Source organism: Caproiciproducens sp. MSJ-32 (genome assembly GCF_018918055.1).
Classification (GTDB): Bacteria; Bacillota; Clostridia; order Clostridiales; family Clostridiaceae; genus Clostridium.
Genome location: NZ_JAHLPS010000094.1, coordinates 1 through 22,624, shown reverse-complemented (window position 1 = coordinate 22,624; position 22,624 = coordinate 1). Strand labels below are relative to the sequence as shown.

20 protein-coding genes and 1 other annotated feature are annotated in these 22,624 nt (G+C 29.6%); of the genes, 17 read left to right on the top strand and 3 right to left on the bottom strand.

Annotated elements, in window-relative coordinates; all coding sequences use genetic code 11:
* Positions 1 to 480 carry an FUSC family protein gene (locus KQI16_RS10680; protein WP_216434301.1) on the bottom strand — a complete coding sequence of 160 codons (480 nt, stop codon included), beginning with the start codon at positions 478 to 480 and terminating at the stop codon, positions 1 to 3.
* A 140-nt stretch (positions 481 to 620) separates the two neighbouring features.
* On the opposite strand from KQI16_RS10680, the gene KQI16_RS10675 reads away from it, so the two are divergent.
* The 14 genes from KQI16_RS10675 to KQI16_RS10605 all read left to right on the top strand — a co-directional run bounded on the left by KQI16_RS10675 (position 621) and on the right by KQI16_RS10605 (position 15,441).
* A complete protein-coding gene (locus KQI16_RS10675; RefSeq protein WP_216434299.1) occupies positions 621 to 962 on the top strand; it encodes an SdpI family protein in 342 nt (113 codons plus the stop codon).
* A gap of 44 nt (positions 963 to 1,006) precedes the next feature.
* Positions 1,007 to 1,245, top strand: a binding site (T-box leader).
* A 74-nt stretch (positions 1,246 to 1,319) separates the two neighbouring features.
* A complete protein-coding gene (metG, locus tag KQI16_RS10670; protein ID WP_216434297.1) occupies positions 1,320 to 3,260 on the top strand; it encodes a methionine--tRNA ligase in 1,941 nt (646 codons plus the stop codon).
* A gap of 112 nt (positions 3,261 to 3,372) precedes the next feature.
* On the top strand, positions 3,373 to 3,603 hold the full coding sequence (locus KQI16_RS10665; protein ID WP_216434295.1) for a DUF2164 domain-containing protein: 231 nt from the start codon (positions 3,373 to 3,375) through the stop codon (positions 3,601 to 3,603).
* 128 nt (positions 3,604 to 3,731) lie between these two features.
* On the top strand, positions 3,732 to 5,345 hold the full coding sequence (metG, locus tag KQI16_RS10660) for a methionine--tRNA ligase (protein WP_216434293.1): 1,614 nt from the start codon (positions 3,732 to 3,734) through the stop codon (positions 5,343 to 5,345).
* Positions 5,346 to 5,675: 330 nt separating this feature from the next.
* Entirely contained in the window at positions 5,676 to 7,277 is a 1,602-nt protein-coding gene (locus KQI16_RS10655; protein WP_216434291.1) for a Na/Pi cotransporter family protein, read from the top strand.
* 167 nt (positions 7,278 to 7,444) lie between these two features.
* Positions 7,445 to 8,230 (top strand): TatD family hydrolase, encoded by a 786-nt coding sequence (locus tag KQI16_RS10650; RefSeq protein WP_216434289.1) that lies wholly within the window; start codon positions 7,445 to 7,447, stop codon positions 8,228 to 8,230.
* Between the two features lie 235 nt (positions 8,231 to 8,465).
* Positions 8,466 to 9,515: a G5 domain-containing protein gene (locus KQI16_RS10645; protein ID WP_216434287.1), complete on the top strand. Its 1,050-nt coding sequence runs from the start codon at positions 8,466 to 8,468 to the stop codon at positions 9,513 to 9,515.
* 173 nt (positions 9,516 to 9,688) lie between these two features.
* Positions 9,689 to 10,243, top strand: coding sequence for a ribonuclease M5 (gene rnmV / locus KQI16_RS10640; RefSeq protein ID WP_216434286.1), 555 nt, complete (start codon positions 9,689 to 9,691; stop codon positions 10,241 to 10,243).
* Positions 10,243 to 11,085 (top strand): 16S rRNA (adenine(1518)-N(6)/adenine(1519)-N(6))-dimethyltransferase RsmA, encoded by an 843-nt coding sequence (gene rsmA / locus KQI16_RS10635; RefSeq protein ID WP_216434283.1) that lies wholly within the window; start codon positions 10,243 to 10,245, stop codon positions 11,083 to 11,085. The genes rnmV and rsmA overlap by 1 nt, the downstream gene beginning before the upstream one ends.
* 121 nt (positions 11,086 to 11,206) lie before the next feature.
* Positions 11,207 to 12,868 carry a DUF7922 domain-containing protein gene (locus KQI16_RS13110; RefSeq protein ID WP_286173069.1) on the top strand — a complete coding sequence of 554 codons (1,662 nt, stop codon included), beginning with the start codon at positions 11,207 to 11,209 and terminating at the stop codon, positions 12,866 to 12,868.
* A gap of 30 nt (positions 12,869 to 12,898) precedes the next feature.
* Positions 12,899 to 13,411: a hypothetical protein gene (locus KQI16_RS10620; RefSeq protein WP_216434281.1), complete on the top strand. Its 513-nt coding sequence runs from the start codon at positions 12,899 to 12,901 to the stop codon at positions 13,409 to 13,411.
* Between the two features lie 126 nt (positions 13,412 to 13,537).
* A complete protein-coding gene (locus KQI16_RS10615; protein WP_216434279.1) occupies positions 13,538 to 14,344 on the top strand; it encodes a hypothetical protein in 807 nt (268 codons plus the stop codon).
* 12 nt (positions 14,345 to 14,356) lie between these two features.
* The gene (locus tag KQI16_RS10610) at positions 14,357 to 15,181 is read left to right on the top strand and encodes an Mrp/NBP35 family ATP-binding protein (protein ID WP_216434277.1); all 825 of its coding nucleotides are present in this window, start codon (positions 14,357 to 14,359) and stop codon (positions 15,179 to 15,181) included.
* A 71-nt stretch (positions 15,182 to 15,252) separates the two neighbouring features.
* Positions 15,253 to 15,441, top strand: a complete 189-nt coding sequence (locus tag KQI16_RS10605) for a ferredoxin (RefSeq protein WP_216434274.1) — start codon at positions 15,253 to 15,255, stop codon at positions 15,439 to 15,441.
* Between the two features lie 66 nt (positions 15,442 to 15,507).
* Here the strand turns inward: KQI16_RS10605 and KQI16_RS10600 are convergent, their stop codons facing one another.
* Both KQI16_RS10600 and KQI16_RS10595 read right to left on the bottom strand, forming a co-directional pair.
* Positions 15,508 to 15,708, bottom strand: a complete 201-nt coding sequence (locus KQI16_RS10600; protein WP_216434273.1) for a hypothetical protein — start codon at positions 15,706 to 15,708, stop codon at positions 15,508 to 15,510.
* A 71-nt stretch (positions 15,709 to 15,779) separates the two neighbouring features.
* Complete coding sequence (locus KQI16_RS10595) at positions 15,780 to 16,625, bottom strand: DegV family protein (RefSeq protein ID WP_216434271.1); 846 nt, start codon at positions 16,623 to 16,625, stop codon at positions 15,780 to 15,782.
* A gap of 271 nt (positions 16,626 to 16,896) precedes the next feature.
* Between KQI16_RS10595 and nrdD the strand changes: the two genes are divergently transcribed.
* The 3 genes from nrdD to KQI16_RS10580 all read left to right on the top strand — a co-directional run bounded on the left by nrdD (position 16,897) and on the right by KQI16_RS10580 (position 22,494).
* A complete protein-coding gene (nrdD, locus tag KQI16_RS10590) occupies positions 16,897 to 19,014 on the top strand; it encodes an anaerobic ribonucleoside-triphosphate reductase (RefSeq protein ID WP_216434270.1) in 2,118 nt (705 codons plus the stop codon).
* Positions 19,015 to 19,395: 381 nt separating this feature from the next.
* Positions 19,396 to 20,559 carry a homocitrate synthase gene (nifV, locus tag KQI16_RS10585; protein ID WP_216434268.1) on the top strand — a complete coding sequence of 388 codons (1,164 nt, stop codon included), beginning with the start codon at positions 19,396 to 19,398 and terminating at the stop codon, positions 20,557 to 20,559.
* Between the two features lie 15 nt (positions 20,560 to 20,574).
* A complete protein-coding gene (locus tag KQI16_RS10580; RefSeq protein WP_216434266.1) occupies positions 20,575 to 22,494 on the top strand; it encodes an aconitate hydratase in 1,920 nt (639 codons plus the stop codon).
* Positions 22,495 to 22,624 lie beyond the last annotated feature (130 nt).

Below are 22,624 nucleotides of genomic sequence, written 5' to 3'. Positions count from 1 at the left end.
TTATGTTTTCTTCTTTTCCTTTGGCGGATTTATAAGGGCATTAATAATTATTGCAATAATTACGCCTATAACAGTTTCCAAAGTTCTTTGAAAGGCATATCTGATTGGATTAATAATATCAGAATTTATTAGTATTATTAAGATAACTATTGATGCTATAGTACAGGCGGCAGGTTTCTTAATTAAATTACAAATATATATTATTAAACTAACCCCTAATGAAGCTATAATTATAGAAAAGGAATGTAAATTAAGCTTAATGGTCAAAATAAGAATGATAGCTCCAAGTATGCCTCCTATAAATGTACCAATTAATCTATTTAGTCCTATTTTTACTGAATCTTCTATAGTGCTTTGCATGGATATGATTGCAGCAATTGGTGCATTTAGGGATTTAGGCATCAGCAATAAACAAATTAATACTGCTAAGGAAGTCTTTAGATTCCTATAACCTATATGAGGAATATCTAAATGTTTCATTTAAAAAACCTCCCATAAATATTGAATATATCTTAAGTTTATTTAGAATTATTATTTAAATTATAATATATGACAAAACCTAAAAAAAGTATATAATAAGCTTATAATGATATAAATATTAAAAATAAAGGTAACAAGGTATGAATTTTATAGTTTTTTTGATAATAGTAGATATTGTACCCTTTGGCTTATTGCTATTAGGAGGAATATACGAAACAAAATATTCAAAATTTCCTAATACAAAAATTGGATATAAAATCAGGTGCTCAATTTTAAATGAAAAAACTTGGGAATATTCTAATAAGCTTGCCTCAAAAATATATGGAATAGTTGGAAGTTTTCTTTTGGTCTTAAACACTATAGCTATTTTTATATTTGGAGAGGAAGCTCTTTCTTCAATACTGCTATTAACTCTTGCTTTAGTTATTATGGCAAGGTTTATAATAGAAAATATAATAAAAAAGAAATTTAAATTGAAGTAAATATTAAAATATTGACAGTATATTCAATTTACCATATCATAATATTAAATGCGATGAAAAGAAGAGTAGTGAAAATTAAGGCTTAAAGAGAGCTAGGGCAGGTGAAAACTAGCAGCTAAGATTTTCATGAAGATGGCCTTGGAGCATGTTCTCTGAGCAAAATTATTTGTAAGGGGAATACGGGAGCAACCGTTATATTGCAAAGTGAAGATTTCACTTACTGAGGCATTTATCGTGAGATAAATGTGAAATAGAGTGGTAACACGTGTAATGCGTCTCTATATGGTTTTATTTCCATATAGAGATTTTTTATATTGTAATATATTATTTCAAGTAAAATAACAGGAGGAAAAGGATATGTGTAAGAAAACATATTACATAACTACGCCAATTTATTATCCGTCAACAAAACTTCATATTGGAAATACTTATACAACTGTAGCAGCAGATGCTTTGGCTAGATATAAGAGATTAACAGGATATGATGTAATGTTCTTAACAGGAACAGATGAACATGGGCAAAAGATTCAAAGAATAGCAGAAGAAAAAGGCATAACACCAAAGGAACATGTAGATGAAGTAGTAGCAGGAATAAAAGAGTTATGGAAATTAATGAATATAAACTATGATAAGTTTATTAGAACAACTGATGATTATCATATTAAGGCTGTTCAAGATATATTTAAGAGATTATATGATCAAGGAGATATATATAAATCCTCTTATGAAGGAATGTACTGTACTCCTTGTGAATCTTTCTGGACAGAAACTCAATTGGTAAATGGAAATTGCCCTGATTGTGGAAGACCAGTTGAAAAATCAAAAGAAGAAGCCTATTTCTTTAAAATGAGTAAATATGCAGATAAATTAATTGAGTATATAGAAACTCATCCAGAATTTATACAACCAGAATCAAGAAAAAATGAAATGTTAAATAATTTCTTAAGACCAGGTCTTCAAGATCTTTGTGTTTCAAGAACTAGTTTTAATTGGGGGATTCCAGTAACTTTTGATGAAGGTCATGTTGTATATGTTTGGATAGATGCTTTATCAAATTATATTACTGCTCTTGGTTATGGCAGTGGAAATAAAGAATTATATGAAAAATATTGGCCTGCAGATGTTCATTTAATAGGCAAGGATATTTTAAGATTCCATACTATATACTGGCCAATCATGTTAATGGCTTTAGGCTTACCACTTCCAAAGCAAGTATTTGGTCATGGATGGTTGCTTGTAGATGGAGGCAAAATGTCAAAATCTAAGGGTAATGTTGTAGATCCTGTTACTTTAGTTGAACACTTTGGAGTAGATGCAGTTAGATACTATTTATTAAGAGAAATACCATTTGGAGCAGATGGGCTATTTAATAATGAAATATTTATAAAGAAAATAAATTCAGATTTATGTAATGACTTAGGAAACCTGCTTTCAAGAACAGTTGCTATGATTGAAAAATATTTTGATGGAGAAATTCCTACAAATACTGAAAAAGAAGCAATTGATGATGAACTAATAAATTTAGCTTTAGAAACTCCAGGAAAAGTTACTGAAGCAATTGATGAATTAAGAATACCTGAAGCTTTGGAAATTATATTCAGCTTAATAAGAAGGGCTAATAAATATATAGATGAAACAACTCCATGGATATTAGCAAAGGATGAAGCTAAGAAGGCAAGGTTAGGAACTGTTTTATATAATTTAGCTGAAAGCTTAAGATTCTCATCTGTATTATTATCAGCCTTTTTACCTGAAACAAGTGAAAAAATAAATGCTCAATTAAATACTAATAATGTATCCTTTGAATCATTAAAGGAATTTAATGGAACAGTAGTTGGAACTAAGGTTAAAAAGGGAGAAGCTTTATTCCCAAGAATAGATGTAGATAAGAAGTTAGCTGAATTAGAAGCATTAAAAGAAGCTCAATTAGCAAAAAATAAACCTGCAAAAAGAGAAATAGCTCCAATAAAAGAAGAAATAACTATAGAAGACTTTGAAAAGATAGATTTAAGAGTAGTAAAAGTTTTAGCTTGTGAGCCTATAAAGAAGGCAAAGAAACTATTAAAGCTAACAGTAGATTTAAATGGAGAAGAAAGACAAGTGGTGTCTGGAATTTCTCAATACTATAAACCTGAAGAGTTAGTGGGTAAAAATGTAGTTCTAGTTGCTAACTTAAAACCAGTAACTTTAAGGGGAGAATTATCACAAGGAATGATTCTTGCAGCTGCAACAGATGATGCCAGTATTTTAAAGGTTGTAGACCCAGGTGAATTACCAACAGGAAGCATAGTGAGGTAAAATGCATAACAAAAATCAATAAAAAATTTACAAAGGTTAATTGAAATATTGAGGGAGAGTCATATAAGATTTTTTTGACTACTCCCTCTTGTTAAAAGAAAGGAAAAATTATATGAAAAATAAGAAATTTAGTATTTCCAGGGAAAAAAGAGAAAAGCTAATTAATGAAATAAAAACATTTTTTTATGAAGAAAGAGATGAAAAAATCGGAGATTTAGCTGCCAACATAGTTTTAGATTTCTTCATGGATAAGTTAGCACCTGAGTTTTATAATGAAGGGGTTAATGATGCCTATAGATATATGCAGGATAGGATAGAAGATCTTTTAGAGATTCAGATTTAGTTAGTAATAGGAATTCAGCTATAAGTTAGGAGTTTGGAGTTAGAAGTTAGGAGTGGTTTTAAGTTTATTAGGGAAGTAATAAGTAAAAAGTAATTAGCAGAAATAAATTGAATTTAAGGGGGTTTTTTATGAATATAATAGTAGGAAATGCATGGCCTTATGCCAATGGGCCCTTACATTTAGGAAGAATAGCTGTTTGGCTTCCTGGAGATGTTATAGCAAGATATCATAGGCTAATGGGGGATAATGTAATATTCTTATCTGGAACTGACTGTCATGGGACTCCTGTAACCATGAGAGCTAAGGAAGAAGGATTAACACCTTTAGAAACTATACATAAGTATCATGAAGAATTTAAAAGATGTTTTAAGGGATTAAATTTTTCTTTTGATCTATTTGATAAGACGCATAACGATTATCATGCTAATAAGGTAAAGGAATTTATATTAGAACTTTATAATAAGGGCTATATCTATGAAAGGGAAGTTGAACAAACTTTTTGTGAAAACTGCAATGAATTTTTATCAGATAGATACATAGAAGGACAATGTCCTCACTGTAATGCTGTAGTAGTTGATGAGCAATGTGAAAATTGCTCAGAAATAATAGATTATGAAGAACTTTTAAATAAAAAATGTAAGATTTGTGGGAATCAAGCTGTAGTTAAATCAACAAAACATTTATTTTTTACTTTATCTAAATTTGAAAAAGATGTAAGAAGATTATTAATAAGACAAAGAGGCTGGAGAGATAATGCACAGGAAATAGTAAAGAGATATTTAAATGAAGGATTAAGAGATAAAGCAGTTACAAGAGATTTTAATTGGGGTGTAGAGGTACCCTTAGAAGGATATGAAGATAAAAGGATTTATGTTTGGATAGAGGCAGTTATGGGCTATCTTACATCTAGTATTAGAGTTTTAGAGGAAAGAGGAGAAGATTGGAGAAATTATTGGGAAGGGGAGGATTCAAGGGTTTATTTTGTTCATGGAAAGGATAATATTCCCTTTCATACAGTAATTTTTCCAGCTATTTTAGCAGGTCTTGGTATAAAAAATCCAAACTTACATGTAATTTCGAGTGAATATATAAAGTTAGAAGGAAAGAACTTTTCAGCGGTAAAAAATTGGGCTATTTGGGCTGATTATGTGATAGAAAATTATAATATAGACGAATTTAGATATTATTTACTTTTAAATTCTCCAGAAACAAAGGATACAGATTTTACTTGGAGGGATTTTGTAAATACAGTTAATAGAGATTTAGTTAATCTATTAAATAACTATGTAACTAAAACTATAGGGATTGTTGTAGAGAAGTTTAATTCAAAAATACCTGAAAGTGTTTTAGATAAAGAGGTTAGAAGCGAAATTTTAAATATTTATTTTAATATAGGAGATAAAATAGAAGAAGGAAAATTTAAAAGTGCTTTAATTGAAATAATATCTTTAATAAAAAAATATTATAAAAAATTAAATGATTTAGAGGAAAATAATCAAAATAAGTATGCAGCAAGGATATATGAGGCAATTCAAGTAATTGCTAATTTATCAAATCTTCTTGAGCCTTTCATTCCTAAAACAGCAGAAACTATTAAAAGAGCTTTAAATCTTGAAGAGAGTATATGGAGTTACATTGAAAAGAAAAAAGGTGAAATTTCTAATTTAGAAAGCTTATTTAAAAAACTAGACAAGAAAATAATAAATGATGAAACTAAAAGGTTAAAAGAAGAGAAAAATTAAAGGAAATTATAAAAAGGAAAAACCCTAGATTAAATATAATTTGGGGAAGAATTTAATCTAGGGACCATTAGATGGTTTTAGGGGTAAATAATAATGCTTTAACTACTTTACATCATATATATTATACCAAGATTATGACAAAAGTGTGTCAAAAACTAAAATAAATTATTAATAATTATTGAATAAATAAGATAATTATTGGATTATATTCAATGTTAAAATCAGGTTAAAAATTGTTAAACTATATTTACAATATGTTTAAAAAATTATATAGTTAGTTCGGTGTTAATAAATAGTTATAAAATTATTGTTAATTAAGGAGAGAAAATTATGGACAAATTTTCTATTTTTGCTGGTTTATTTGGTGGCTTAGGATTATTCCTTTACGGTATGAAAATTATGGGGGATGGTTTGGAAAATGCCGCCGGAGATAAGTTAAAATCGTTTTTAGAAAAATTGACCAGCAACAAATATATAGGAGTAGTAGTAGGGGCAATAGTTACAGCTATAATACAAAGTTCTAGTGGAACTACAGTTATGATTGTTAGTTTCGTAAATGCAGGTTTAATGACATTATCGCAAGCTGCTGGTATTATAATGGGGGCTAATATTGGTACTACTATTACAGCACAAATGGTATCTCTTGATTTAAATAAAATTGCACCTTTAGTTATAGGAATCGGAACAATTATACTTTTAGTTGGTAAAAATAAAAAGACTAGAGATTTAGCAAGTATAGCAATTGGATTTGGTATTCTATTTATGGGAATGGAATTAATGGGAAACTCAATGGATCCAGTTGCAGAATCAGAATGGTTTAAGGAATTTATACTTGTAGTATCAGATAATAAAATACTTGGATTACTTGCAGGACTTGGATTAACAGCAATTATTCAAAGTTCAGCTGCAACAACTGTTATACTAATTGCCTTAGCCTCAACTGGTGCTATTAATATGAGATTAGCATTCCCAGTTATACTTGGCTGTAATATTGGAACATGTGTAACAGCATTATTAGCTTCATTAGGAACTAATAGAACAGCTAAAAAAGCAGCTTTAATGCATTTATTATTCAATACCTTTGGTGCTATCATTTTCTTCCCATTTATTGATCCGTTTATTAATTTGATACAAGCAACATCACCAGAGGTTGAAAGACAAGTAGCAAATGCACATACAATATTTAATGTTGTAGTTACTCTTATAATGCTGCCATTAAGTGAGTATTTAGTTAAAGTAGTAAATTTAATTCTACCTGGAGATGGGGGAATTGAAAAGAAAGGTGCTATATATTTAGATAAAAGGTTATTTGAAACACCTGTAATTGCTAATGGACAGGTTATTAAGGAAACATTAAGAATGGCTAATAAGGCAAAAGAAAATGTAGTATTAGCTATGAAGGCTTTTATGGAAAATGACCCAGAAGCAGTTGAGAAAGTATATGATAATGAAAATACTATAAATATATTAGAAAAAGAAATAACTGATTATTTAGTAGAACTTTCACAACTTGAATTACCAGAAGATGATATAAAATTATTTAGCTCAATATATCATGTTATAAATGATATTGAAAGAATTGGAGACCATGCGGAAAATATTGCAGATTTAGCTGCAGAGAAAATGAAGAATAATGTTCATCTTGGTGATGAAGCTAAAAAAGAGTTAAAAGCAATCTTTGAAAAGACAATAGAAGCAATAGAATTATCTGTAGATAGTTATGGAAATAGAAATTTTGAAAGCAATAAAAAGCTTGAAGAAGTTGAAAGTGAAATAGATAATTTAAAGAAGGAATTTAGACAAAATAATATAAGAAGATTAAAAGAAAGAGTTTGTTCAGCAGATTCCAGCGTAGTATTCTTAGACTTAATAAGTAATTTAGAAAGAATAGGGGATCATGCTAATAATATAGGAAATTTTGGTGTTAAATAAATAATGAAATAAATTATTCAAAAAAGAAGATTGTTGAAAATCTTCTTTTTTTGCAATTTATAGCTTACAATTAAAAATGAAAATATTATTTAGAATTTATATTTGTAAATATGTTTAAAAATACAAAAAAGTGTCAATAAATAATTATGAAATGGAGATTAAAGGATATGGAAAGTAAGTATAAGATATTTGATACCCATGCCCACTATGATGATGAAGCTTTTGATGAAGATAGGGAAGAAGTATTTAAGCAATTAAAGGAAAATGGTGTAATTGGAATATTAAATTGTGCATCAAGTTATAAGAGTATAGATATAACAAATAAGTTAAGCAAGGAAAATGATTTTATTTATGGAGCTTTAGGAATTCATCCTGAAAATGCTAATGAACATAGTCCAGAGGTAAAAGAAAAAATTATAGAATTAATAAAAAGTAATAAAAAAATTATTGCAATAGGGGAAATAGGTTTAGACTATTATTGGGATGAGAATCCTGATAAAGAAGTGCAAAAAAAGGTATTTAGGGAATATATGAAATTGGCTGAAGAACTAAATATGCCAGTAGTCATTCATGACAGAGATGCACATCAAGATACATTAGAAATACTTAAAGAATTTCCTAAAGTTAAAGGGATAATTCATTGTTTTTCTGGAAGTAAAGAGTTTGCACAAGAATGTATAAAATTAGGTTATTATATAGGAATTGGAGGTGTAGTAACCTTTAAAAATGCTAAAAAGCTAGTTGAAGTTGTAAAGAATATTCCTTTAGATAGAATAGTCGTTGAAACTGATTGTCCATACTTAGCCCCTGAGCCAAACAGAGGAAAAAGGAATAAATCAGATTATATCCAATATATAATAGAAAGAATTGCTTTAATAAAGGAAATGGAACCTATAGAAGTAAATTTAGCTGTAAATGATAATTTTAAAAACTTGCTTAATGGAAGTATATAAAGTAAAATATAAAATACCCGTTGGAAAGAAGTTATATTATTGTTAAAAAATGTATAAGTATAATAAAGAATCTACTTTGTGATAAGATAACTGCAAACCGCTATTATATTCAAATTTTTATTATTATGCATAGTATGCATTTATGGCAGTTAAACAAGCAGGAGTGTAAAATTTGACAAAAGTCAATATTTAAATTATAATTCAAAAGACGCTCTTGCCAAAGGAGGTAAAGTAGATGGTAAATTTAAAAAAATACCAAATCGCTAGTTTTGCTAAAAGTTCCAAGGGTAAGATATTGATGGCGATTATAATGTTTTTTATAATTGCATCAGTGACGTTCGCAAACATGAGAAAGACAATAACAATAAAGATAGACGATAAAGAAGAAACACTTATAACATACAAGGGAACTGTTAAAGATGTGTTAGAAACAACGGGTGTAGAACTTGGACCGAAAGATAAGGTCGAACCATCTTTAGAAGATAGGGTATCTGAAGGAGATACTATATCTATTAAAAGAGCTGTTTCAGTAAAGCTTACTGTAGGAGAGAAACAACTGGAAATAGACACAGCAGAAAATACAATAAAAGATATGCTAGTAGCGGAAAAAGAACAGCTTAAATTGCAGGGTATCGAATTTAATGAGGGAGTAGATGAAATTACTCCAGCATTAGATACAAAAATCACAAAGGATTTGAAGATTGACCTTGTAAAAGTTGAAGTGAAAAAAGAACTAGCAAAAGAAATATTAGACTTTGATGTCATTGTAGAAGAAGACTCAAGTCTAGATAGCGGTGTAGAAGAAGTTAAGCAAGAAGGTGTTACTGGGGAAAAGGAAGTAACTTATGAAGTCATTTATAAAAATGGCAAGGAAGTTTCAAGAACTATAAAAAGTTCGAAAGTTATATCTGAACCAGTTAATAAGATAGTTGTTCAAGGAACAAGAAAAACTATCGCAAGCAGAAATGGGCAGTTATTAGATTATAAGAGCGTAATATATGTTGAAGCAACTGCTTATAGTGGTGGTGGCATCACAGCAACTGGAACTGTACCTGTGAGAGATCCGAATGGAATAAGTACCATATCAGTGGATCCAAGGGTTATACCATTAGGTAGTTTGGTTTATGTTGAAGGATATGGAAAGGCTGTAGCTGCCGATACTGGTGGTGCCATAATTGGAAACATTATAGATGTTTATGTAAATTCTAATGAGGAAGCCATAAATAACTGGGGAAGAAGATATAATGTTCCGGTTTACATCTTAGCTTATCCGGGTGAATGGTAATTAATAAGGAGTGTTCGAAAGAACACTCCTTATTTATATTTATTTAAAGTATAATGTATATTTTTTGTTTGACAATATAAATATATAAAGTTAAATTAATAGTTAGCAGGTATAAGCTACAATTAGAATTGCATTTATTATCTGCAGCTTTATTACGAAAGGAAGTAAAAATTTTGATTAAGGAAGTTATAGTAGTTGAAGGAAGAGACGATATTGCAGCTGTTAAACAGGCAGTGGATGCTGAAGTTATAGCAGTTGGTGGTTTTGGAATAAATGCTAAGGTTATAGAAAGAATAAAAGATGCTCAAAAGAGAAAGGGAGTTATTATATTAACTGATCCTGATTTTGCTGGTGAAAAAATAAGAAGTATTATAGATAAAAGAGTAAAGGGAGTAAAACACGCATATATTGCTCAAGAAGATGGAATAAAAGGGGACGATATAGGAGTTGAAAATGCAAAACCAGAAGTAATAAGAGAAGCTTTAAATAGAGCTAGGGTTTCTGAGGAAGAATATAAGGAAATATATAAGGCTGAAGATATGTTTAATTTTAAGCTAACAGGATATAAAGATTCAAAAAAGAGAAGAATAATATTAGGAAAAGAGTTAGGAATAGGTTATGGTAATGCAAATCAAATTCTTAATAGATTAAATAGATATTGTATAGACAAAGAAGAGTTTATTTCAGCAATCAATAAAATAGAAAAAAGTTTAGGAGAGAAGAGTTAATGGATTTACAAGATATAAAAACTTCAGAATTAGTAAAAAAGTATAATTTTAAATTTACTAAAAGTTTAGGACAAAACTTTTTAGTTGATACTTCTGTACCAAGAGATATTGTTGAGGGTGCAGAAGTTTCTGAAGAAGATCTAGTAATAGAAATAGGACCTGGGGTAGGAACATTGACAGCACAGCTTTTAAAGAAGGCTAAGAAAGTTGTTGCAATAGAACTTGACGATAAGTTAATTCCAATATTGCAAAATGAAATTGGAAGTAATTCTAAATTCGAATTAATTCACGAAGATGCATTAAAGGTTGATTTTAATAAAATAATTGGTAACGAAAAGAATGTTAAGTTGGTTGCTAATTTACCTTATTATGTAACAACTCCAATTATAATTAAGTTGTTAAAAGAAGGTTATGACTTTCATTCCTTAACTATAATGATTCAAAAGGAAGTTGCAGAAAGAATAAATGCAGAACCAGGACATAAGGAGTATGGGGCATTGTCCCTTTTAGTTCAATATTATTGTGATACAAAGATAATAAGAAGGGTTCCACCACAATGTTTTATACCTAGACCGAAAGTAGATTCTATTGTTATAAGATTAGATAGATTAAAAGAACCTAGAGTAAAAGTCCAAAATGAAAAACTATTTTTTGATATAATAAGAAATTCTTTTAATATGAGAAGAAAAACCTTATGGAATGGAATTAAGAATATTGGTTTGGATAAGGAAAAATTAGAGTTAGCTTTTGAAAAGGCTTATATAGATCCAAAGAGAAGAGGAGAAACTTTAAGTATTAAAGAATTTGCTAGATTAGCAGATAAGATAAATGAACAAATGTAAGATATAGCTCGTGAGAATTTTGTTGAAATATAAAGAATTCTCACGAGTTTTATTTTTAACATATTTATAAGCAAAATGCATATAATGTAAAGAATTAATCTAAGATGGAGGTTCTAAAGGTTTGTCGCAATTAAATAAATTGTATAGAAATTTTATAATTCTACAAGAAGATGAAAGAGGATACTCTAATTCTAATGACAAAACCTTATCAGGATATTCAAAGATTGAAGCAAAGGGAGATAAGTGTAAGATTTCCTTTTACGCTCAAAATCTAAGAAGCGATATTAATGATTACCATGCACTAGCTATTTGCAGCAAGAAGGATAATAAAAAAATATTAGATTTAGGTAATATTACAGTATCTGATGTAGGAAAGGCTGATTTAACAAAGGAATACCCAATAGATGATATAGGAGGTATAGGCTTATCATATGATAAAATATCCGGTGTTGCAGTAGCAAAGATGAAGGAAGGTATCCCCATAATTATTATGTGTGGTTTCATTAATGGGGAAGAACCAAAGGATAATTGGAAAAATTATAAGATAGAAAAGGAATGCTCTGATAAATCTAAATCAGAAAATAAGAAAAAGGATAGTAAGAAGAAAAAGGACAAGAGAACTGATGAAGATAAAGCTATAGAAGAAAAATCTTCAACTGTTAATAAAGAAGCTGTATCAGAAGATAGAAAGAAAGTTAATGGTCCTGATGCAGCTAATACTAATAATGTATCTACTACAGTTCCACCTGTAGCAGCTACTGGTACTGGAATGGGAACAATAGCAACAGGAACTATACCAACAGCAACCATGCCAACTGGTACAATGATAAGTATAGAAGATGAAGTTAATGAATTTATTGATAGTATAGGAGAAACAAAAGTTGATATAAATCAAGACGGAGTTGTGGATACTGTATGCATACCATATGAAACAATGGTCGATATGATGGGAACAACAGGAACAGGAATGAATGGAGCAGTACCATTTGGAACAATGAACTCAAATACAAATATTAATAATCCAACAGAACAAATGAATATGCCATATGGATATATTCATAGAATAGAAAATGATATAAACAATCCATTCAGTAGTAATAATTATGAAAATCCATTTGCTTCAGCAGAAAAGGTAGATACTCCATTTTATAATAGACAAAAAGATCCTTTTGATGATGATTTTTATAAGGAAAATCCATTTGTAAGTAATAATAGAACAGATAAATTTTCTAATATGGGAATAAAAGATGATAGTGATTATATGACTACAATAAATAGGGCAAGAATAGCTACTGCTCAAAAAACTATCAGTAAATTTGATGAATATGAAAGTGAGATAGAAGAGCTATCTAATAACTTTAAAATTAGAGGAAGTGTTGGAGAATATTTTGAAACAATTGCAAGAGGATTTGAATTAGTTAAGGATGGTCCAAGAGAAATAAAATATTGCAAGTGGTATGAAGTTCCTGTAAGTGATTTAAATGATCTATGTAATATGTCAAACTATAATAGATACACAGTAGCCTACTATCCAATGCTAAATTACTATCCATATATAAGGAAATATAAGAGATTTTTATTAGGATATAAATGTGATAAGGATGGAAATTTAAAATATATCGTTTATGGAATACCAGGAAGAAAAGATATAGAAGAACAGCCATATGAAGGCAAAACTGGATTTGTAACCTGGGTTAAGGATACACAAAGAGATGGAATGGGATATTGGTTAATGTTCTATGATTTTAGAAATTCAATAGTTGTTGTTCCTATGGAACAATAAAAATGTACTTAGAATCCTGCTGAGTATAAAGTGAATAAAAAGATAATTTTTTTAATATCCCTTCTATCATTTCTTATGCTTGTTATCCTAGGTATGAGTACTCTATTTGTTGAAGATATAAAAGAAGTTGCGATTTCAAACAACAATATAGAGAATTTTAATTATTGCCTATTGAGAGAAGGGAGTTATAAAATTTTATTACCGGAAAATTGGATTATCGAAGAAAATCAGCCTTATTCAGATAAAGAATTAGAGGCAGATTTTAGTGATAATAAAAATATAGAAGGTAGTATTATAATTTTAGAAAGGGATTTAGAAGAAGTTATTGATTTAGTTCTTAATGAAGAGGAAGGAAAAATACTTAGAAGTTCCAATGAAGATTGGAATGTAGTTGAGATTAATAAGGACAACTATATAAATAAGTATTATATTAAACAGTACTCAGAGGGAAAAGTTTTAATTATAAAATATTCTTATAAAAAGGGAAAAATAAAAAATAGTATGAAGGTAGTATTTGATAAGATATCAAATAGCTTTCAATAAAAGTATATTAAGTTTGCTATAAAAGAATTAAAGTATTATAATTTAAATATAGTTAGGAAAAGCTAATGCTTATCCTAACTATATTTTCTATATACATTAACTTTTTAGCAGAGGGGAAAGATATAATTGAAAAAGATAATAAGGATAATGAGTTCCATAATGTTAATAATGTTATCTTTAAATTTAAAATCCTGTGGATCAAAAAAGGAAAATTACTTTGATTACTTAAAAAATAGTAATATAGAGCTTATCAGCATTCAAAATGTTAGGGATAAATCTTTCAAGTTTTTAATGACTGACAAAAAAACAATAAATAATATGGCGGATTTGTTATCTAAAGCTAAAGTTAGTGAAACAAAATCTGATTTAGAGCCGGATTATATATTTCAAATTAAAATGGGAGATAAAATAGAGGAATATAATTATATTGTTGGAGATTATAACGGAAACTTTTATAATGATGAAAGAATTTTTACAATGTCAAAAAGATTAGATGAAGCTATAATGCAGAACCTTTCAATTATAAGAAAACCAAGAGATTTTGAATATATTTATTACAACACTATTTTAGATGTTTTGAAGTTAAATGCAGAAAATTTGGCAGATAAAAAGGTTGGCATAGATATATATCAAGATATAAATTGTTTGAAATATATATTATCAAGTGAGCTAAAAGATTTTATGACTGATGCAAAAGAGATTATTCCTAATATTGAACTGGTAGATAAAGATACAAGTATTTTTGATGTTGTAATAAGTATAAAAAATAGGGGACATAGTACGACTGTTTATAAAAGTAATATAAAAGTTGAGAATAAGATAGATAAGTCTGAAAATAACTATTATGTAATTGGAGAATATGAATTTAACGAATGGGACTATAATGTATATCACGAAAAGGAAGTGCCAAGAGAAATAAAGAATAAGTGGTAGGAGGAAGTAATTATGGTAAATAATATAACATTTGCAGGTAAAGGTAAACCTAATCCAAAACATTTTGGAAAAACAATGCCTAAGTATGGACAAATAAAAAATACAATAGGAATAATTAGCGGTAAAGGCGGAGTTGGAAAGTCAACTGTAACAGGAATATTAGCTAGCACATTAAGCAAAAAAGGTTATAAGGTTGGGGTGTTAGATGCAGATATTACAGGTCCATCTATGCCTAGATTTTTTGGTGTAAACGGAAAAAGGGCAGGAATTGAACCTATAGATCAAGAAAATTTTAAATATAATCCTGTTATATCTCAAGGAAATGTAAAGATAATGTCAATGAATCTTATGATGCCTAAGGAAGATGAGCCTGTTATTTGGAGAGGACCAGTAGTAACAAGTGTTTTAACTCAGTTATTTACAGATACTAAATGGGGTGAATTAGATTACCTATTAATAGATATGCCTCCAGGAACATCAGATGTAACTTTAACAGTAATGCAAAGTTTCCCAATAGATGAACTTATTGTAGTATCTACACCTCAAGATATGGTTTCAATGATAGTTAAAAAGGTAGTTAATATGGCAAAGAAAATGAATGTTCCATTAAGGGGAGTTATAGAAAATATGTCCTATATAAACTGCCCTGGATGCGATAAAAAAATTAGGGTCTTTAGTAAAAAGTCTGCAGAGGAGCATTCTGTTTATTTAGGTGTACCTTTATTAGGAGAATTGCCTATTAATGTGGATTTAACAGAAGCCCTTGAAGAAGGAAGAGCTGAAGAGTATGTTAGAGATAATGACTTATATTCATTAATTTTTGAAGCATTATATTAATTGATTTACATATAAAAAAATAAAAATAGGAAATAATATTATTGAATTTTATAAAGAAAGGGTGAAATGATATGATAGCTAAAGTAGATCAAGATACATGTATTGGATGCGGATTATGTCCTACAATATGTGAAGATGTTTTTGAAATGGGAGATGAGGGAAAAGCTCAGGTAAAAGTGGATGTAGTTCCAGAAGGAGCAGAAGATGCTGCAAAGGAAGCAGAAGAAAGCTGCCCTGTAAATGCAATAGAAGTTGAATAATAAAAAGAAAAGTGGATGATTAAAATCCACTTTTTTCTTTTAAATAAATATCTTACTGTATTAAAATTAAATAAAGTCAGTAAGATTATTATGATAAACTTTAGGTCTATTGCTAGTATTACAATTTAATTCGCTTGTATTTATTTTTACCATAGAACCAATAGCTAAATAATCACTGACTTTATTAATGGGAACTTTAATTATAGTATCATCTTCCAAAATGACAGAAGCCTCAAAATAATCATAATCAATAATTTTTCCCTTCAAAATAACACCACCTAATGATTAGTTAATGTTATTTTGTGCAATTAAATTATTTTAATGCAAAAAGATGAATACTAATTTATTTTTTGTATAGCCAAGCCAAGTAAACCAGGACCAGCATGTACTCCTAAGGCTGGACTTATTTGAGATATATTTAAATCAATAATATTTTTAAGATTTTTTAATGATTCCATAAATTTTTTTGCTTCCTCAAGGGCACCACCATGAAGGACCCAAACTTTGCATTTACCTTTTTCTAATTCTTCTTTAAGTATATCTGTTAATTTTGAAATAGATTGTTTTCTTCCTCTAGCCTTACAAACAGAATAATATACTCCATTTTCATCTACTGTAATAATAGGCTTTAAGTTTAACATTTGTCCAATCATTCCAGATACTTTTCCAATTCTTCCACCCTTGATAAGGTAATCTAGTGTGCTAAGAGTAAAGTAGCCAGTAATTTTACTTCTTATTATAGGTATTTCCTTAATTATTTCTTCAAAACTTTTTCCTTGCTTTATTAACTTTGCAGTTTCCAAGGCAACTATTCCTTCTGGCATTGCTAAAATTTTTGTATCAAAAACAAAGGAGATTAGTTTTGGGTGATCTTCTAATAATAATCTGATAGAATTATGAGTTCCAGATAGTCCGCTGGATATGGTTATTGCTATAACGTGAGTGTAGCCTTCTTTTTCAAGGTCATTTAAAACTTCTTCTATATCTTCAGCACTAGGTAAAGATGTTTTTGGAACTTCTTTATCTAAATTGGAATAAACTTCATCTGCTGATATTTCCAATATATCTTTATATTCACCTGTAGAATAGGAAATTCTTAGCGGAAGTAACTTAATATTATTTTCTTTCATCTCTTCAAGTGATAAATCACAGGCGCTATCAACTAATAGTGCAATTTTTTGCATAATAATCCTCCTAGGATATAATTTATATATTTCTATTTAAACCAATTATAACATAAGAGGGAAATATATCATAGTAATAGATTTCAATAGAACTAATTTTATATTGTCAATGTTAGATTTTATTTAAAAAAATTAATTAAAGGCTAAAAATACCATTTATTTCTTCCTAAGCTATGGAAATCTAAATAAGGTATATTTGAAGAGAATATTTTTAGATAGTATAATAAATACTATTAGTAATACAATATATTGTGTGATGGAGGAATGGTTAATGCTATATGTAGTAAAAAGGGATGGCAGAGAGGTTGATTTTGACACATTAAAGATATCAAGGGCTATTAAGAGAGCAGCTGATGATGTTAAGTCGAGTTTAAAAGAAAGTGAATTATTAGAAGTTGTAGGAAAAGTTCTTCTTTATATAGAACAATCTGAAAAAACTAAGATAACGGTAGAGGAAATTCAAAATTTAATAGAAAAGGCATTATTAGAAAGTGGTTATAATGAGATACAAAAGGTTTATTCAAATTATAGGAAAGAAAGAACAAAAATAAGAGAAATAAAATCTGATTTAATGAGGGCTATTGAGAAAATAGGAATAGAAACAGATAGGGATAATGCAAATGTTGGAAATAATTTTAGTTCTAAGCTTTTAAGAATAGCTTCTGAATCTAATAAATGGTACAATTTAGCTGTTATGCCTAAACACTTAGCAAAGGCTCATGAAAATGGAGACTTATATTATCATGATTTAGATAGCTATAATCTTACAATAAACTGTTTACACATACCAACAGGGGAAGTATTAAAGAGAGGTTTTAATACTGGTTATGGTACAATAAATAGTCCTAAAAGAATAGAAACAGCAGCGGAATTATCTTGTATTTTGCTCCAATCCTCTCAAAATGATATGTTTGGTGGTCAATCTCATCCTAATTTTGATAATGATTTAGGAAAATTTATAGAGCCAACTAGGGAAGAAATAAGAAAGGAATTAGAGGAACTTAGCGTAAGCGAAGAAAATATTGATGAAATAGTGGAAAAGAAGTTAAGAAAAAGGGTTCATCAGGCAATGCAGGGTATTGTATATAACTTAAATACAATGCATTCAAGAGCTGGATCACAAGTTCCATTTAGTTCAGTAAACTTAGGAATACCAGAATCAGATGATGCGGCATTAGTATGTGAAATATTCCTCCTAGAATATGAAAAAGGTCTTGGAAAGGGAGAGCAGCCAATATTCCCTAATATAATATTTAGGGTAAAAGAAGGAGTTAATAGAGAGCCATCAGATAAATATTATTATTTATTTAAATTAGCAGCTAGAGTTGCTGCAAAGAGAATGAATCCTACATTTATGAATATAGATGCAGATTTTAATAAGGAATATTATGATAAGGGATATTTACCTGCAACAATGGGATGTAGAAGTTATGTTATGAGCAATATAAATGGAGAGCCGGGTTGTGAAGGCAGGGGGAATATAGCTCCTGTAACTATTAATCTTCCAAGGATAGGAATTCAAGCTAAGGGTGATATAAAAGAATTTTATAGAATATTAGATGAAAGATTAGAATTGGCTAAAGAATCCCTTCTTCATAGATATGATGTATTGAAGAAATTAAAGGTTAAGGATCTTCCATTTGTAGCTGGGCAAGGTCTATTAAGAGGATCAGAAGGCTTATCTAAGGAAGATTCCATTGAGCCTATATTAAAGCAAGGAACTTGGGGAATAGGCTTTATAGGACTTGCAGAAACTCTTGTAGCATTAACAGGTTATCATCATGGTGAAAATTCTGCTTCTAGAGAACTTGGAGTTGAAATTGTATCTCATATAAGAGCTTTTGTGGATAAGGCAAAGAATGAAACTAAACTAAATTGGAGTTGTTATGCAACACCAGCAGAAGGCTTATCAGGTAAGTTTATTGCAAAGGATAAAAAGATTTTTGGAATTATAAAAGGGGTAACAGATAAGGATTATTATACTAATAGTTATCATATCCCTGTTAATTTTCCAATATCGATAAAAGAAAAAATAGATATTGAAAGTCCTTATCATAAATTATGTAATGCTGGACATATTAGTTATATAGAAGTTGATGATTATCCATCTGAAGAGGTAATTATGGATATTTTAAATTATGCCTATAAAAATACTAATATAAGTTATATAGGCGTTAATTTTCATATTAGATACTGTAAAGATTGTGGAATTTACCTAGATAGCAGCAGTAGAAAGTGTAACGCCTGCGGAAGTGATAATATTCAAGGAGTATCAAGAGTAACAGGATATTTGGCTTTGGATGAAAGATTTGGCCCTGGAAAATATGAGGAAAGAGCTGATAGGCTTAGCCATGGTGAAGTTAAGAGGAATAATTATAAAATAGTATAGTAAACTGATTTAAAATTTAAGTAATAATTAAAAATAAAAAATAAATATTTATAACAAAAAAAGAGAAACTTTTAAAGAGTTTCTCTTTCGTTTTGGAAAATAAAGTAAAAGAATATGCAATATTTTTTGAAATTCTTGCAAAAAATAGGGCGATATTTAAATAAATAAGGAACTACAACAAAAATATTGAATAAAATATAAATAATCCTGCAATTTTTATAAAATTTAAGCTCTTTTTTACTTGTTTATAATATGTGTATATGATAGAATAAAGAGCAATAGGGGTAAGTTTTTTATTATTAGTAAATAACTAGAAAGTAATAAGTAATAGATCATAATAAATTAGTAATAAAAAGTATATGTATAGAAGGGGGCAAAATTATGTCTATAAAAAATCTTTCAGATGGAAAGGAAATATATATTGTAGATACAACGCTCAGAGATGGAGAACAAACAGCGGGCGTTGTTTTTGCAAATGAAGAAAAAATAGCAATAGCATCAATGTTAAGCGAATTAGGAGTTGATCAGCTTGAAGTAGGTATTCCAACAATGGGAGGAGACGAAAAGGAAGCCATAAAGCAAATTATAAAAAGAGTTAAAAATACAAGCATTATGGCTTGGAATCGAGCTGTTATAAAGGATGTAGAAGAATCGATAGATTGTGGTGTGGATGCAGTTGCAATATCTATATCAGTTTCTGATATCCATATAAAAAATAAATTGAAAAAATCTAGAGAATGGGTATTGGAGAATATGGTTAAAACCGTAGAATTTGCAAAGAAGAATGGATTATATGTTTCAGTAAATGGAGAAGATGCTTCAAGAGCTGATAGAGAGTTCTTAGTTGAATTTATAAAAACTGCAAGAGAAGCAGGGGCTGATAGATTTAGATATTGTGATACTGTAGGCATAATGGAACCTTTTAGAATATATGAAGATATAAAATATTTATATGATAAAACAAATTTTGATATAGAAATGCATACTCACAATGATTTTGGAATGGCAACAGCTAATGCTATAGCAGGAATAAGAGCAGGAGCTAATCATGTTGGAGTTACGGTGAACGGTCTTGGAGAAAGAGCTGGAAATGCAGCTTTAGAAGAGGTAATAATGGCTCTTATGATTGTATGTAAATACGAAGGAAATATAAAAACTAAGATGTTTAGGGAAATTTCTGAGTATGTATCTCATGCTTCAGGAAGATTTCTTCCATCTTGGAAGGCTATTGTTGGAGACAATATGTTTAAGCATGAATCTGGAATTCATGCAGATGGAGCAATAAAAAATCCAAAGAATTATGAGGCCTTTGATCCTTCAATAGTAGGTTTAGAAAGACAAATTGTTATTGGAAAGCATTCAGGAAAGGCAGCTATAATTAATAAATTTAAGGAGTATGGTATAGAGCTTGCTAGTGAAGAGGCTGATAAAATTTTAGAAATAGTAAGAGCAACTTCGGTAAGATTAAAGAGAAGCTTATTCGATAAAGAATTGGCCTTAATTTACAAGGAATATAAGCTGCAAAAGGAAAATGAAATAAACTAAAGGGGGCATTAAAAGATGGGAGATAATTTAGTATACAAAATATTGAAAAGCCACTTAGTAGAGGGAACAATTGAAACAGGAAAAGAAATTGGAATCAAAATAGACAGAACATTAACTCAAGACTCAACAGGTACAATGGCATATCTTCAATTAGAAGCAATGGGAATTGACAGAGTAAAGACTAAAAAGTCTGTAGCTTTTGTTGACCATAATATGCTTCAACAAGGATTTGAAAATGCAGATGACCATAAGTTCATTCAAACAGTTGCTTCAAAATATGGAGTTTATTATTCAAAGCCAGGAAACGGTATATGTCATCAAGTATTTTTAGAAAGATTTTCAGTACCAGGAGAAACTTTAATAGGTTCAGACAGTCATACTCCAACAGCAGGAGGAGTAGGAATGCTTGCAATTGGGGCAGGAGGCTTAGATGTAGCTTTGGCTATGGCTGGAAGAGCTTATTATATAACAACTCCAAAGGTATGTAAAATAAACTTAGTCGGTAAATTAAAGCCAATGGTAACAGCTAAAGATATTATTCTTGAAGTTCTAAGAAGATTAACAGTTAAAGGGGGAGTTTCTAGAGTATTTGAGTATGGTGGAGAAGGAGTAAAGTATCTTTCAGTTCCTCAAAGAGCAACTATAACTAATATGGGAGCAGAACTTGGGGCAACAACTTCTATCTTCCCAAGTGATGAAAGAACTTTAGAATACTTTAAAGCTCAAGGAAGAGAAGAAGATTATGTAGAGTTTAAGCCGGATGAAGATGCAGTTTACGATGAAGAGATAACAATAAATTTAAATGAGCTTAAACCATTAGCTGCAAAACCTCACAGCCCAGATAATGTTGAAGAAGTTGAAAAGATTGGTAAAATTAAAATACATCAAGTAGCAATAGGAAGTTGTACAAACTCCTCTTATGAAGACCTGATGAAGGTTGCAAAAATATTAAAGGGTAGAAAGGTTCATAAAGATGTAAGTTTGGTTATAGCTCCGGGTTCAAGACAAGTTATGGAGATGATAGCTAGAAATGGAGCTTTAGCAGATATAATAAGTGCAGGCGGAAGAATACTAGAAAATTCCTGTGGACCATGTATCGGTATGGGACAAGCACCTGGAACTAATGAAGTATCTTTAAGAACTTTCAATAGAAATTTCTATGGAAGGAGTGGAACTCTAACAGCTCAAGTTTATTTAGTAAGCCCAGAAACAGCTGCAGTTTCAGCAATTTATGGAGTTCTTACTGATCCTAGAGAATTAGATATAGATTTAACAGTAGAAATGCCAGAGAAGTTTTTAATAGATGATTCTATGATAATTCCACCAGCTGAAAATGGTCAGGAAGTTGAAGTTGTTAGAGGACCAAATATTAAGCCTTTCCCAGTAAATAAAGCTTTAGATAAAGCTATAGAAGGAAAAGTATTAATTAAAGTTGGAGACAATATCACAACTGATCATATAATGCCTTCAAATTCGAAGTTGTTGCCATTTAGATCAAATATTCCTTATTTATCTGATTATTGTTTTAATACTATAGACGAGGAATTTCCTAAGAGGGCAAAGGAAAATAATGGGGGAATAATAATTGGAGGAAATAACTATGGTCAAGGGTCAAGTAGGGAACACGCAGCATTAGTACCATTGTACTTAGGGGTAAAGGCAGTAATTGCAAAATCCTTTGCTAGAATTCATAAGGCAAATTTAATTAATAATGGTATTATTCCAATGGAATTTGAAGATGAAGCAGATTATGAAAAGCTTGATCTTTTAGATGAATTAATTGCAGAAGATATATATGAAAGTTTAGAAAAGGGAAAAGTAGAAATTAAGAACTTAACTAAGAATACTAGCTTTACAGTTAAAGTTAATTTAACTGAAAAAGATATTAAGGTAATTAAAGCTGGAGGCAAGCTTAATTTAGTTCATAGTAATTAAATAGCAATTGATAGGGGCTGTCGCATTAGCGGTTAAAAATCGCTAATGCTCAGCTCTTATTTTGTACTGTTTTATATGAATTTTAAAGAGTTTTTCAAATAAATTCATCTCTACTCCTTAAAAATGGCGC